The organism is Paucihalobacter ruber (genome assembly GCF_006494535.1).
GTDB classification, from domain to species: domain Bacteria; phylum Bacteroidota; class Bacteroidia; order Flavobacteriales; family Flavobacteriaceae; genus Paucihalobacter; species Paucihalobacter ruber.
The window spans coordinates 558,831-573,490 of sequence record NZ_VHIQ01000002.1 but is presented as its reverse complement, the minus strand read 5'-3'; the positions used below and the strand labels follow the sequence as shown (position 1 = coordinate 573,490).

11 protein-coding genes are annotated in these 14,660 nt (G+C 35.3%); 10 read left to right on the top strand and 1 reads right to left on the bottom strand.

The window, feature by feature from the left end; genetic code table 11:
* Positions 1-260 precede the first annotated feature (260 nt).
* From FJ651_RS06120 to FJ651_RS06075, 10 genes are all read left to right on the top strand, one after another.
* On the top strand, positions 261-1,166 hold the full coding sequence (locus tag FJ651_RS06120) for a bifunctional riboflavin kinase/FAD synthetase (protein ID WP_140989571.1): 906 nt from the start codon (positions 261-263) through the stop codon (positions 1,164-1,166).
* Positions 1,159-2,469: an HTTM domain-containing protein gene (locus FJ651_RS06115; protein WP_140989570.1), complete on the top strand. Its 1,311-nt coding sequence runs from the start codon at positions 1,159-1,161 to the stop codon at positions 2,467-2,469. The genes FJ651_RS06120 and FJ651_RS06115 overlap by 8 nt, the downstream gene beginning before the upstream one ends.
* 223 nt (positions 2,470-2,692) lie before the next feature.
* Positions 2,693-3,967 carry a serine--tRNA ligase gene (gene serS / locus FJ651_RS06110; RefSeq protein ID WP_140989611.1) on the top strand — a complete coding sequence of 425 codons (1,275 nt, stop codon included), beginning with the start codon at positions 2,693-2,695 and terminating at the stop codon, positions 3,965-3,967.
* A gap of 364 nt (positions 3,968-4,331) precedes the next feature.
* Positions 4,332-6,116 (top strand): tetratricopeptide repeat protein, encoded by a 1,785-nt coding sequence (locus tag FJ651_RS06105; RefSeq protein WP_246085317.1) that lies wholly within the window; start codon positions 4,332-4,334, stop codon positions 6,114-6,116.
* A gap of 319 nt (positions 6,117-6,435) precedes the next feature.
* Entirely contained in the window at positions 6,436-6,756 is a 321-nt protein-coding gene (locus FJ651_RS06100) for a DUF4286 family protein (RefSeq protein WP_140989569.1), read from the top strand.
* 16 nt (positions 6,757-6,772) lie between these two features.
* Positions 6,773-7,558: a 16S rRNA (adenine(1518)-N(6)/adenine(1519)-N(6))-dimethyltransferase RsmA gene (gene rsmA / locus FJ651_RS06095; RefSeq protein WP_140989568.1), complete on the top strand. Its 786-nt coding sequence runs from the start codon at positions 6,773-6,775 to the stop codon at positions 7,556-7,558.
* Positions 7,559-7,569: 11 nt separating this feature from the next.
* Entirely contained in the window at positions 7,570-8,940 is a 1,371-nt protein-coding gene (gene mgtE / locus FJ651_RS06090) for a magnesium transporter (RefSeq protein ID WP_246085316.1), read from the top strand.
* A gap of 187 nt (positions 8,941-9,127) precedes the next feature.
* Positions 9,128-10,252: a Fic family protein gene (locus tag FJ651_RS06085; RefSeq protein WP_140989567.1), complete on the top strand. Its 1,125-nt coding sequence runs from the start codon at positions 9,128-9,130 to the stop codon at positions 10,250-10,252.
* 15 nt (positions 10,253-10,267) lie between these two features.
* Positions 10,268-11,203 (top strand): 2-hydroxyacid dehydrogenase, encoded by a 936-nt coding sequence (locus FJ651_RS06080; protein ID WP_140989566.1) that lies wholly within the window; start codon positions 10,268-10,270, stop codon positions 11,201-11,203.
* Between the two features lie 148 nt (positions 11,204-11,351).
* Positions 11,352-11,735 carry a TM2 domain-containing protein gene (locus FJ651_RS06075; RefSeq protein ID WP_140989565.1) on the top strand — a complete coding sequence of 128 codons (384 nt, stop codon included), beginning with the start codon at positions 11,352-11,354 and terminating at the stop codon, positions 11,733-11,735.
* Positions 11,736-12,004: 269 nt separating this feature from the next.
* Here FJ651_RS06075 and FJ651_RS06070 read toward each other — a convergent pair whose 3' ends face one another.
* Positions 12,005-14,635 (bottom strand): carboxypeptidase-like regulatory domain-containing protein, encoded by a 2,631-nt coding sequence (locus FJ651_RS06070; RefSeq protein ID WP_216746091.1) that lies wholly within the window; start codon positions 14,633-14,635, stop codon positions 12,005-12,007.
* Positions 14,636-14,660 lie beyond the last annotated feature (25 nt).

The following is a 14,660-nucleotide window of genomic DNA, read 5'->3' as shown; positions in this document are numbered from 1 at the left end:
ATAGCACCACTAAATCCAAAAAAAATATTGTCAGAACATTGTAAAATATGCCAATAAAAAACAAATAGAGTAAAGCGCAAGCTGTTTCATGCCATAAATGAACCCCTAATAGATTGTATTAAAATTACAGAAATCTTGAAGAATTTGAGTAAAATTGGTAAATTATCTTGAATTCACGACCTTACTTTTGTATTTAATTTAAAATACTTTACCAATTATATGGCTATTTTTACGGCATAAATTTTTAATAATCTTTTAGCTTGTTTTATTCAAAAGGTTCGGTTATTACGGTTGGTACATTTGACGGAGTTCATGTTGGACATCAAAAAATATTGAGCAAATTGATGCAGCGCGCTAGGGAACATCATTTAAAAGCGGTCGTACTAACCTTATTTCCACATCCGCGAATGGTGCTGAACAAAGACAGCGACTTAAAATTGCTACTTACCATTGAAGAACGTAAAAATCAACTTAAAAAGTTAGGTATTGACGAAGTGGTGATCATGCCATTTACAAAAACCTTCTCTAATCTATCACCTCTAGAATATGTTGAAAATATCTTATTAAACGAACTAAACACTAAATACATCATTATAGGTTATGATCATAGATTTGGTAAAAACCGAAGTGCTAATATTTTAGATTTAAAACAATTTGGAGAACAGTTTGGTTTTGAAGTTGAAGAAATATCGGCCCTAGAGGTTGAAAGTGTTGCCGTTAGCAGCACCAAAATTAGAAAAGCCCTTGCAAATGGTGATATTGAAACAGCCAACACCTATTTGGGCTATCCCTATTTTTTAACAGGTAAAGTAGTAAAAGGCCGCGGTATAGGTCGTACAATTGATTTTCCAACCGCTAATATTTCTATTGATGAAAGTTATAAGCTGATTCCAAAAAACGGCGTTTACGTTGTTAAATCAGCAATAAATAACCGTGAAGTTTTTGGAATGATGAATATTGGCACCAAACCCACAGTTGACGGTACACAGCAATCTATAGAAGTGCATTGGTTTGGAGTCAACGAGAATTTATATGATATTGTTATCAAAATAGAACTGCTTGAAAGACTAAGAGATGAGCACAAATTCGAATCTCTTGATGCACTTAAAAATCAACTCAAAACAGATCAAAAAAATGCCCTGCATTATATAAAACAACATGTTTAATTTTCTTTTTAGACATATTGATAATTCAGCCCTGATAGTTTTCAGAATTATTTTCGGGTTTTTGTGCTTTGCCGAATCCATTGGCGCCATTTTAACGGGCTGGGTTAAAACAACCCTTATTGAGCCTCAATTTACCTTTACCTTCATAGGTTTTGAATGGCTACAACCACTGCCCGGTTACTGGATGTATGCCTACTACATCGTTATGGGTATTTTTGGTTTACTCATAATGATTGGCTACAAATATAGATGGAGTGCTTTTGCCTTTGCCATCATGTGGACCTGCACTTATTTGATGCAAAAATCTTCGTACAACAACCACTATTACTTATTGAGCTTTTTTAGTTTTTTAATGGTGTTACTTCCCGCGCATCATTATGCCTCTGTTGATGCCAAACAACATCCCGAAATTAAAAACACCTCAATGCCCTACTGGGTTTGGTTGATTATTATTTTGCAACTATTTATCGTTTACACTTACGGTGCTATTGCCAAAATTTATCCCGACTGGCTCAACACCTCAGTTATGGAAATTCTTATGAAGAGTAAACAACACTACTACATTGTAGGAGATTTACTTCAAGAAAAATGGATGCATTATTTTTTAGCCTACGGCGGCATCTTATTTGACGGTTTGGTTGTTCCGTTGTTATTATGGAAACCCACAAGAAAGTTGGCCTTTGCAGCATCCATTTTCTTTCACCTGTTTAATTCGTTTGTTTTTCAAGTTGGAATTTTCCCTTATTTATCGCTCGCGTTTTGCTTGTTTTTCTTTGACTCCAAAGTCATCAATAACTTATTTATTAAGCGTAAACCATATTACGATAGAGTCGAAATCATTATTCCCAAATACGCGCCAATTTTGGTTAGCGTTTTTTCTGTTTATTTCGCTTTTCAAATTTTGCTGCCATTAAGACATCATCTTATTGAAGACAATGTGCTTTGGACCGAAGAAGGTCACCGTATGTCCTGGCGAATGATGTTACGCACAAAAGGCGGCAGCACCATTTACAAAGTGGTAGATAAAGCTACTAATGAGGTCATACAAATCAATTTAAACGATTATCTCACCAAGAAACAACAGCGCGGTGCTACAACCAAACCCGATTTTATCTGGCAGTTTGCGCAACGATTAAAAAAAGAATACGCCAAACAAGGTAAAGATATTCAGGTATTTGTATCGGCTTATGTGAGTGTTAACGGTAGGCCCTATAAACAACTGGTTAATCCTGAAATAGACCTTGCATCGGTGCCGTGGTCTCATTTTAAGCATAGCGATTGGTTATTACCGTCAGATTTGTAATTGAGATATGTTTTTTGATTTGTTTTAATCTTTAAGCCTTCAAAATTTTGATTAGTTTTGCACTCTTAAATGCGTTAGGGGTTGCAGCGGCATCCTTTTTTGCGACGCCTGTTTATTAATGGTTTAAACAGGGTTATTGAGCAAAAAAGATACAGCGGAAAACCCGACGCTTTGCGGCCCCAAAAATCCGCAAAGCGTAACGCCCAAAAAAATATCAAACACTATGTTACAAATAGCTGCCATCAGAAATCAGAAAGAAGCCGTCATTAAGGCGCTTGCCAAACGCAATATAGACGCCACTGAAATGGTTGAAACCGCCTTATCTTTAGACGAAAAACGCCGTGCAACCCAAACCGAATTAGACGCTATTAAAGCAGAGTCTAACAATCTTTCAAAAGATATTGGTGCGCTATTTCAATCGAAGCAGCCACAAAAAGCCAATGTTTTAAAGGAAAAAACCACGCAGCTAAAAGAGCAGTCTAAAAATTTGGAACAGGTATTAAACGATACTATTGAAGCGCTCAATGAGTTGCTTTACAAAATACCCAATGTGCCAAACGACTTGGTTCCCGAAGGCAATTCTGAAACCGATAACGAAGAAGTTTACCTCGAAGGTGCCATTCCTGATTTGGGCGACAACGCACTACCGCATTGGGAATTGGCTAAAAAATACGACATTATTGATTTTGAATTGGGCAACAAAATTACCGGTGCCGGTTTTCCGGTTTATAAAGGTAAAGGCGCCAAGCTGCAGCGTGCTTTAATTAGTTATTTTTTAGACAAAAATACGGCTGCAGGTTATACAGAATATCAGTTACCACTTTTGGTAAATGAGGCTTCGGGATTTGGAACGGGTCAGCTGCCCGATAAAGAAGGTCAAATGTATCACGTTACCGAAGATAATTTATACCTCATTCCTACCGCCGAAGTTCCTGCAACTAATATTTATCGCGATAGTTTATTAAGCGAAAAAGATTTCCCAATAAAGCTTACGGGTTACACGCCTTGCTTTAGACGCGAAGCCGGAAGTTACGGTGCACACGTTAGAGGTTTAAACCGCTTGCACCAGTTTGACAAGGTAGAGATTTTAAGAATTGAACATCCTGATAACTCTTATAATGCTTTAAACGAAATGGTTGAACATGTAAAAGGCATTTTACAAGAATTACAATTACCCTACCGAATCTTGCGTTTGTGTGGTGGTGATTTAGGCTTTACCTCTGCACTCACTTACGATTTTGAAGTGTATTCTACAGCTCAGGAACGCTGGTTAGAAATTTCTTCGGTGTCTAATTTTGAAACCTTTCAGGCCAACCGATTAAAACTTAGGTTTAAAAATAGCTCCGGTAAAACTGAACTGGCACACACTTTAAACGGAAGCTCACTGGCATTACCTAGAGTACTGGCCGGAATTTTGGAAAATTACCAAACAGACAGCGGCATTAAAATACCGGAAGTATTAATTCCTTATACCGGATTTTCCGAAATTAAAATGTAAGTTTTTTCATAAAAAAGCACTACAAATGTTAAATTATAGTGCTTTTAATCGTTTTTTTGTGTTTTACATCGGTTTATTTGTGAGTTTTTATGATATTTAAACTCCCAAACCGACTTAACCTACGGTGTTATGAAAAATATTAAAAGACTTTTTTTGCTTGTTGCATTGGTAGTAATGGTGAGCAAGGTGTTCTTCTAAAAAATTTACAGCAAAATAATTTCATTATTTATAAATAATGATTGATAGCACATTTATTTTGGCTGATAAAAGGCCCAAACATAGATTTGGGCTTTTTTTATAAAAATATTCACACTCAGTGCAGCGTTGTTTATTTATATTTACGTGTTACACTCAATAAACTCCTATGTTACGCCATATAATATTGATACTTTTTACCCTATTCGGTTTGAGCACTGCTATGGCGCAGAGTGAAGCTTTGGCAGAAGATTATTTCAATCGCGGTGAATTTGAAAAAGCACTCATCACCTACGAAAAGCTGTACACCACAGAACGCGGTGCGTCAAAGTACTTATTTAAAATAGTAGAAACGCTTCAACAAATGGAGCGCTACGGCGAAGCTAAAGATAAATTAAACGAAATACTATCACGGTTTTACAGTCCAACCTACGCCATAGAAATGGGCTACAACTATCAACTTATGGATAGTTTGCAACTGGCCAACGAATATTATGAGTCGGCTATACAATATATTGAAGAGAAACCCAATTTTACCTACACTGTTGCCCGTAGTTTTGAAGACAAAGCTTTGATTGATAATGCTATAAGGGTTTACAAGCGGGGAATGGAACTTCAACCGGAAAAAAATTATAACATGCAACTAGCAAGACTTTACGGCGATATTGGCGATGTTGAGTCTATGTTTAGTAATTACTTGGATTACATTGAGGTAAATCCGTCGTTTATCTACAACGCCAAACGAGCCTTTAATGACTTTTTAAGTGAAGACAGTAACGGACCCAATAATTTGATGTTAAGAAAACAACTGCTCAAAAAATTACAAACCTCACCAGACCCGTTTTGGTATGAATTACTGAGCTGGCAGTATATACAGGAAAAAGACTATAAAAAATCATTCCTGCAAGAAAAAGCACTCTACATGCGCTTTCCTGAAAGTTTGGACCGATTAACTGAACTTGCCGTGATTGCCTTAGACGACCACGATTACAACGTAAGTAAAGAAATATTTACCTACGTTCTTCAACAGGCACAAGATATAGACACCCAGTTGCTGGCGCATCAATATCTTTTAGACATTGGTTTAGAAAATGCCACTAAAAAAGATTACAACAACCTCCAAACTAAATATCTAGACCTTTTTGAGCGATATGGTAAAACCCCACAAACATTGGCCTTGCAATTGTCTTATGCCAGATTTTTAGCTTTTAATCTGCAAGAAACACAAGAGGCCACCGGTTTTTTAAAAAACACCTTAACGCTAAATTTAGCACCGTTTCAAGAAAACACTGTTAAAATGCTGATGGCCGATATTTTAGTAATTCAGGAGAAATTTAATGAGGCGCTCATCTATTACACTCAAATTCAAAATAACCTTAAAAACAGTACTCTGGCGCAGGAAGCCAGATTTAAAGTTGCTAAAACCAGTTTTTATAAAGGTGATTTTGAATGGGCAGAATCTCAACTCAAAATTTTAAAAGCGGCGACCTCACAGCTTATAGCTAATGATGCGGTAGAGCTAAAATTGCTTATTTCAGATAATAAGTACGAAGATTCAACCCTAACTGCTTTAAAATTATATAGTAAAGCCGATTTACTTGCTTTTAAAAACAACAACATTGAGGCTATAGCAATTCTCGATAAAATTTTAAGCGATCACCGTGGTGAAAGCATCATAGACGAGGCTCTTTACAAACAAGCGCTGCTTTTGGAAAAAGAAAAACAATACGAAAAAGCCATTGCCAACTATCAGGAAATACTAAAAGACTACCGAGACGAAATCCTGGCAGACGACGCCTATTTTAGGCTGGCCGAGATTTATAACTATATCTATAACGACACACAATTAGCTAAAGAACACTACGAAGCCATCATCTTTAACCATCAGGATAGCATTTATTTTGTTGAAGCCCGTAAGAAATTTAGGCAATTAAGAGGTGATGATGTTAATTGATATTTTTTTCTCACAGATAACACAGATTAGCACAGATTTTTTTGTTGTTTAAATCTAAAGATAATTCGTGATAATCCGTGAAATCCGTGTCTTTATAGTAATTTTTAAAACGCTAAGCAAAGAACGTAAAGGAAACCAATTCCTAAAATCATACACATAAATATTTTATCCCGCTAAAATCGAATAAGTTAGCAGAAGTTTTACGCAGAATTTTTACGGTATTATTCGTGCTAATCCGTGTAATCCGTGTCTGAGCACATCACCCCGTTTTTTCGCAAACCACAATAATTAATCTTATCTTCGCTTCAAAACAACAGTTATGTACATATATAACGTTACCATCAGCGTTGATAACTCCATTCACACCGAATGGCTTAACTGGATTAAAATGCACATACCCCAGGTATTATCTACCGGTTGGTTTACTGAGGCTAAGCTCATCAAGGTTTTAATCGATGGGGATTCCGGTGTTACCTATTCTGTTCAATATCGCGCGAAATCACGGGAAGATTTAGACAATTACTATAAAAAAGACGCCACCAGGCTTCAGCAGGAAAGTATTAAACTATTTGCCGATAAAGTATTGGCTTTTAGAACCGAATTACAGGTAATTGACGAATACAGCGTGAATTTTAACTAACAACAAGTCTGCTATCTTGAAAAATAACCAACAGGTAAAAGCCAAAAAACATCTGGGTCAGCATTTTTTAACCGACACCAACATTGCTCAAAAAATAGCTGATAGCCTAGATTATAATGCCACCGAAAAGATCCTCGAAATTGGTCCGGGAATGGGTGTTCTCACACAATTTTTATTGGAACGCGCCAAAGAAACCTATGTTATAGAAATTGATCCCGAATCGGTAGATTATCTCAAAACCCATTTTACCAGTTTAGCAAACCATATCATTCCCGAAGATTTTTTAAAATTCGATTTAAACCGGGTATTCAATGGTGCGTCTTTCTCAATCATAGGTAATTTCCCTTACAATATTTCGACTCAAATCGTATTTAAAACCTTAGAAATGCGAGCGCAAATTCCACAGTTTGCCGGTATGTTTCAAAAAGAAGTCGCACTGCGTATTTGTGCCAAAGAAGGCAGCAAAGTTTACGGCATACTTTCGGTATTAACCCAAGCTTTTTACAAGGCCGAATATTTATTTACAGTGCCGCCAAGTGTTTTCAATCCGCCCCCAAAAGTAGATTCGGGTGTATTGCGTCTTACCAGAAAAACGCCTTATCAATTGGAATGTGATGAAGCCTTACTGTTTAAAGTGGTAAAAACCGCTTTTAATCAACGAAGAAAAACCCTTCGCAACAGTTTAAAAAGTTTTAACCTAAGCGATAATTTAAAAGCAAATACTATCTTTGACCAACGACCCGAGCAATTAAGCGTGTCGCAATTTATCAACTTAACACAACTATTGTCTAACGACACTTAAAACCAAGTGTTTTGGAAGAATTAAATAATAATATACAGTTTAAAATCACCGAGGAACTTTTAGAACTGGTTCAAGAGCTTATTGAAACCCAAGACGATAAAGCACTTAAACACCTTCTAAAAGATTACCATTATGCCGACGTTGCCGAAATACTCAACGATCTGGAGCTCGAAGATGCACTGTATGTTATTAAGTTGCTCGATTCTGAAACCACTTCGGATATTCTTACCGAGTTAGACGAAGACATTCGAGAAAAAGTACTTCAAAATTTGTCGGCTAAAGAAATTGCCGAAGAAATTCAAGAGCTCGACACCGACGACGCCGCCGATATTATTGCCGAACTTCCTATAAGCAGACAGCACGAAGTAATTTCAAAAATTGAAGACGAAGACCACAAAGCCGAAATTCAGGAATTACTTACCTATGACGAAGATACGGCCGGCGGACTCATGGCCAAAGAGTTGGTAAAAGTTTACGAAACCTGGACGGTTGCCGGTTGTTTACGTCGTATTCGCGGGCAGGCAGAAAATGTGACTCGCGTACATTCGGTTTACGTTGTTGATAAAAAAAACAAGCTTATTGGAAGACTGTCACTAAAAGATTTAATCACCGCCAAAAGCGACCAGAAAATTGCAGACATCTACATATCAACCGTAGATTCTGTATATGTAGACGAAGATGTTGAAGAGGTAGCTAAAATAATGGCCAAATACGATTTGGAAGCAATTCCGGTAGTAGACCGAAACAAAACCCTTCTTGGCAGGATTACCATTGACGATATTATTGATGTTATTAAAGAGGAAGCTGACAAAGATTACCAATTAGCAGCAGGTATTTCGCAAGATGTTGAAGCAGACGACAGTATTTTACAACTCACCAGAGCGAGAATTCCTTGGTTGGCACTGGGTTTGCTTGGTGGTATTGGTGCTTTCTTAATTATGGAAGGGTTTCAGGAGTCTTTTTCAAAATATGCTGTTTTGTTTTTTTTCACTCCGTTAATTGCAGCCATGGCGGGAAATGTTGGTGTACAATCCAGCGCCATTATCGTACAGGGTTTGGCAAACGACGATGTTAAAGGCAGTATTAACAGCAGGTTGATTAAGGAAATGCTTTTAGCAGCACTCAATGGTGCTATTCTAGCCTTGTTTTTGTTCTTGTTTGTGTTTTTTTACAATGGGGATCTGTTAACTGCCATTGCCATATCGGTGTCTCTTGTTGCAGTGATTGTAGTTGCCGGACTGGTAGGTACGTTTGTACCGTTATTTCTAGACAAACGCGGTATTGATCCGGCCATAGCAACCGGACCGTTTATTACCACCAGTAACGATATTTTTGGGATTCTAATTTACTTTTTAATAGCTAAACTTATTTTGGGGTTTTAACCTATTCAATCTTTGATCATTTAGATAAGTGCATTTTGTTGTTATTCGTTAAAATTGAATTAAAACTTAACATTAACAACTTCTTATTTAATTTTTAATAAATATATTTAAATAATGTCATTTCTTATTTAAATTATATGATGTTTTTTTAAATAAGCTGTATCTTTGTTTAAAGGAAATCAAAAAAATGAAAAATCATCAATCGGGAAATTTTCAAAATCAAGGATACTACAAAAGCTTCCAACCTTCGCTCATCAACAGACAATGGCTGATGGACGATATGGAAATTCTGCAATTATTGTCTAAGGCCGACAGGCAACTTGGCAGGTTAGATATGTACTCAGAATACATTCCAAATATTGAGATGTACATTAGCATGCACGTCATAAAAGAGGCCACACAAAGCAGTAAAATTGAAGGTACGCAAACCAAAATTGAAGAAGCCTTTTTAGAGAAAGAAGATATAGTTTTAGAAAAAAGAGATGACTGGGAAGAGGTTCAAAATTACATTCAGGCCATGAATACTGCTATTAAATTATTAGAGCAACTTCCATTTTCAAATAGATTGATAAAAGAAACACATAAAATTCTATTGCAAGGGGTTAGAGGGCAACATAAACAACCCGGACATTTTAGAACCAGCCAAAATTGGATTGGAGGTGCTACAATTAACGATGCTATATTTATACCACCTATATATGCATCTTTGCCGGAACTAATGAGCGATTTAGAGAAATTTGCCAATAATCAGGAAAATTATTTACCTGATTTGATAAAAATTGCCCTTATACATTATCAATTTGAAACTATCCATCCATTTTTAGATGGTAATGGCAGGGTTGGCAGGCTACTTATCACTTTGTATTTGGTAGATAAATCTATTCTTAAAAAGCCTGTATTATATCTATCAGATTTTTTTGAACGCAACAGGCAATTGTATTATGACAACTTAATGAATGTGAGAACCAAAAATGATTTAAAACAATGGTTGAAATTTTTTCTGGTAGGTGTTATAGAAACTTCACAAAACGGAATTTTAACTTTTGATGCCGTGTTAAAACTTAAAAAAGACATAGAAGAAAAAATTCAGAACGCCAATAGTAGAAATAAACACTTGCTTAACATCATGGAATTTTTATACCAAAAACCCGTGATAAACGCCTCAAAAATAGTAGAAATCACAAATGTTTCTCAACCAACTGCTTATAAAATTTTAGACGAAATGGTTAATATGGAAATACTTAACGAAATTACAGGTGGCAAGAGAGGAAAAGTGTATGTTTTTGATGCTTATGTTAAACTCTTTAGCTAACTAAAACTGTTTTATATGAAAGTGCTTCACCTCGATACCAATCACCAATTACTCATTAAACAACTTAGCGACCTAGGCTTTGTAAACGACAAAGATTATACCTCATCAAAAGAAGCTATTGAAGCAAAAATTGCACATTATGATGGTATTGTCATTAGAAGTCGATTCACCATAGACAAAGTTTTTTTAAACGCAGCCACTAATCTAAAATTTATTGCCAGGGTTGGTGCCGGATTGGAAAATATAGATACAGATATCGCACGGCAAAAAGGCGTAAAACTTATTGCTGCACCCGAAGGTAACCGAAATGCAGTAGCCGAGCACGCTTTGGGAATGTTGCTGGCGCTATTCAACAAGCTCAATCAGGCCAACAGCGAAGTTAAACAAGGCATTTGGCGACGCGAAGCCAACCGCGGTGTAGAATTAGACGGTAAAACCGTTGGTATTATTGGTTATGGCAACACCGGAAAAGCCTTTGCCAAAAAATTACTCGGCTTTGATGTAGATGTACTGTGTTATGATATTCTCGAAAATGTCGGCGATGAAAATGCCCAACAGGTATCTCTCGAAACACTTCAACTAAAAAGTGATGTGGTGAGCCTTCACACGCCACAAAGGCCACAAACACTTGGAATGATTGACGCCACTTTAATCAATGCTTTTGCAAAGCCATTCTGGTTTCTTAATACCGCCCGCGGAAAAAGTGTTGTCACTAAAGATTTGGTAGCGGCTTTAAAAAACGGCAAAATCTTAGGCGCCGGTTTAGATGTGTTGGAATATGAAAAAGCATCTTTCGAAGATATGTTTACTTCTATAATGCCCGAAGCCTTCCAGTACCTCATTAAAGCCAACAACGTACTTTTAACGCCACATGTAGCCGGCTGGACTACCGAAAGTCATATAAAACTGGCACAAACCATTGTTGATAAAATAAAAGCTGAATTTGCATAAAACAGCAAATACAACGTTATTCAAAGTTGCCTAAAAAAGTCCAGTTATACAAGTTAACCATCTGTTTATATATTATTTAAATCAATTATGTAAAAAATGGAGCTAATTTTATTAAATTTACTACTCTAACCATTAAACAATCAAAATTATGTCTGACGAAAACAAACCCTTAGACGACGCCAAAGAATCTGCTAAAGAATTTGCTGAAGAAGCCAAAGAAACTGCCAGAGAGTTCACTGATAGTGCCAGAGAAACATTTCAATCTACCGATAATAAAAAAATATTGGCTGGTATTTTAGCTATTTTGCTTGGGACTTTTGGTGTGCACAAGTTTATACTTGGATACAACAAAGAAGGCTTTATAATGTTGGCTATAGCACTTGTTGGTTTTTTAACGACTTGTTTAGTAATAGGAGCCTTTATACTATGGATTCCAGGCATTATTGGATTAATTGAAGGTATTATTTATCTTACAAAATCTGATGAAGAATTTTACAACACCTACCAAGCCGGGAAGAAGCCTTGGTTTTAGTAGTTGATTAAGCTTACAGAAACATTTATAACCTATAATAAAAAGCCCTTTTTAAGAAAAACCAAATTGGTTAAGTTTTTTTGAAAGGGCTTTTACATTTGTAGTATCTAATTTTATTATTACTTACTCTTCAACCTCCAACCCAAAATCAAAAGGTAAACGATCACCCAAACGCTGGCTGCCCATTATACCTGTAAATAGTAAGTTTGGGATGGGTGCATAATTACGATAGGCGTTAACTACAAAATAATTAACAAATTTATTATTTATTAAAATCTAAAATCTAAACCTAATAAAATAAACCGAGGTAATATTTGATAAGACTGAGTAGACGCACTTATATCTGAAATAAAAACCTCGTTGAAAGTACGATTATTTAATAAGTTTTTGCCGGTTAAGCTCAAGGTTACATCCCTACTTTTGAATTTATATTTGGTTTCAAAGTCAATAAAAGTGTATGATTTATTGGAATCTAAATTTCCAAAATAAAAATGTTCGGTTTTTAATGACGAATTAAGCTGGTCAGAAAAATTAAAATTAAGATCTATAAAACTAACATTATTGGTATTATTAAAACGTGTGGTGGTGTTTATAATAAAGGTATCCCACTTAGAACCCAAATGATAATTAAACAATCCGTCAAAAGCAGACCGTAGTTCAAAGCCGTAGCTATAATTTTCGCTATTTACCTGACGGAGCTCTTCACTGTTTACGCTGTTTTTAAAATTAGATTTTGTGTAGGTTAATAGTACCTTAAAATTACTTTGTAAGAATTCAAAATACCGATCTGTTGTTCCATTAAACATCAACATCTCGCGGTCTTTAACTACAATTGTATTAGACAATGTATAATTAGGCGTAACTACCGAGTTGGTTGAGAAAAAATCATGATTTTTAATATACATGGCATTAAAATTCGCGAAGAACTTATTGGTCCATTTCCCCAAAGTGTAATTAAGTGTCCATGCACTTGCAGAGATTTGATCAAAACGTTCTAAACCCTTATTAAATCCTCTGTAATTTGTAAGCACAAAATTTTCAAAAGCGTTTATTAAACTTGTGTTCGTAATATTATTTTGAAATCTTAGATTTAAATTATTGTTATCGTCAAACTTATAGCCTAAACTTATTGAAGGATTTATATAAAACGACGTCGTCTGGTCGTCTGTAAGTGTTGACTCAAAATTATTTATTATCTGATGAAAATCTAGATTCGCAATTATAGAAAAAGATTTAAAATTGGCTTTATATTTTGAGGTTGCATAAAAATCACCTGTACGATATTTGAGGTTATTACTGTAATCTGGTGGTTGATTTATAGAATTATTCTCTTCAATTAAGTTAAATTGACTTTTTAATCGGTCTTCACGATACGCATATCCTGCTTTAACCTCGAAAAGATTGTTATTATTGGCTCTACTTAAATAATGAGTTTCAAAACCCGCAAATTGCATCGTATTATTGCTGTTTTGAGCTACAGCAGAGGCATCTGAATCCGGAAAAAGTTCTTGAAACAAAAAATTATCTGCAGTATAAGTTTGAGGTCTATCTTCATAAAGATAGCGAGCCGAACTCACCAAAACCTTACTTTTTGAGAGTTTATTGGTGAAAATTGTTTTGGCATCAAACCTTTCATTGTTCTGGTTTAAAGTTTCATTTATAAGAAGGTCATTAAAATTTAAATTAGTGTTCACATCTTTATTGCCATTTTGATAAACGAAGTCTGCTTTCAGACTAGATTTACTTGTTAAATCGATATCAAAATCTAACTTCCCTTCACCTCTAAACAGCTTTTTAAATAGGTTGCTGCTTTCGGTATTTGTGAAATTTATTTCATTGATTTCAAAATTTTGAGTACTATTTTGAATGAATTGATTCTCATCCCAATTAAAAAGTGCGCTTGTTTTTAATTTTACCCTCTTACTCAAATTGAAAATTGTATTCAATGATGTGAGTTCTGCATTATTAAAATTATACCGATTTTCAGAGAGCTGCAGATTAAACCCATCTAAAAATATTAGTTCATTGCTTTGCTCAAAATCTCCTACACTCCCAACACTGGCCGTGTTGGATGCATCTACAATAAATCTGTCCTGTCCACCTATGTTATTGCCAATATTATTCAAATTCGCTAAAAAATAGTGCTTGGCTTTTTTGCCAAACCTCATTAAATTTCCTCGAGTTTCATAGCGACTTTCACCCGTGATGTCATGCATAAGACTTAAATTACCAAACCAATCAATTTTTCTATCTTCCTTAAGTATGAGATTTAAGGCCACCTTATTACTATCTTCTATATCTTTTAATAATTTATTGTTGGAATATTTTTGATACAGTTCTATCTTTTCAACCACATCGGCGTTTAGGTTTTTAGTGAGTAATTTATAGCCTTTATCAAAAAAATCATCGCCTTCTACCATCACCTTTGATATTTCTTGATTTCCAACTTTTATAGTACCATCAGCACTTACAGTCAATCCGGGAATTTGCTTTAATAATTCTTCTACAACAGTTTCGTTACCCTTGGTAAATGCGCTAGCCCTAAATATAATAGTGTCTTTTTTCACCACAATTGGCCTATCGGCTTGAACGATGACCTCGTTAAGTTCTGTGACTTGGTTTAATAAAACCATATTTTTTATAATATCTGTATATGCAATCTTTATAAATTCTGAGTAAGGTTTATAGGACAAGGCCTTAAATTCAACATAGTAATGGCCTGCATTTTTTAGAGCTATGCGGTATTTACCACCTAAATCTGAAGTTGTATATTTTACAATATTTTGATTCGTCGAATCTTTTACAATAATATTTACAAAAGGAATGGGATTTTGTAGGCTATCTGTAATTACCCCTTTAATGGCTTGACCAAATAAAAAATTACCTGTCAATAATAACAATGACAGGTAACATTTTTTAAGAAAT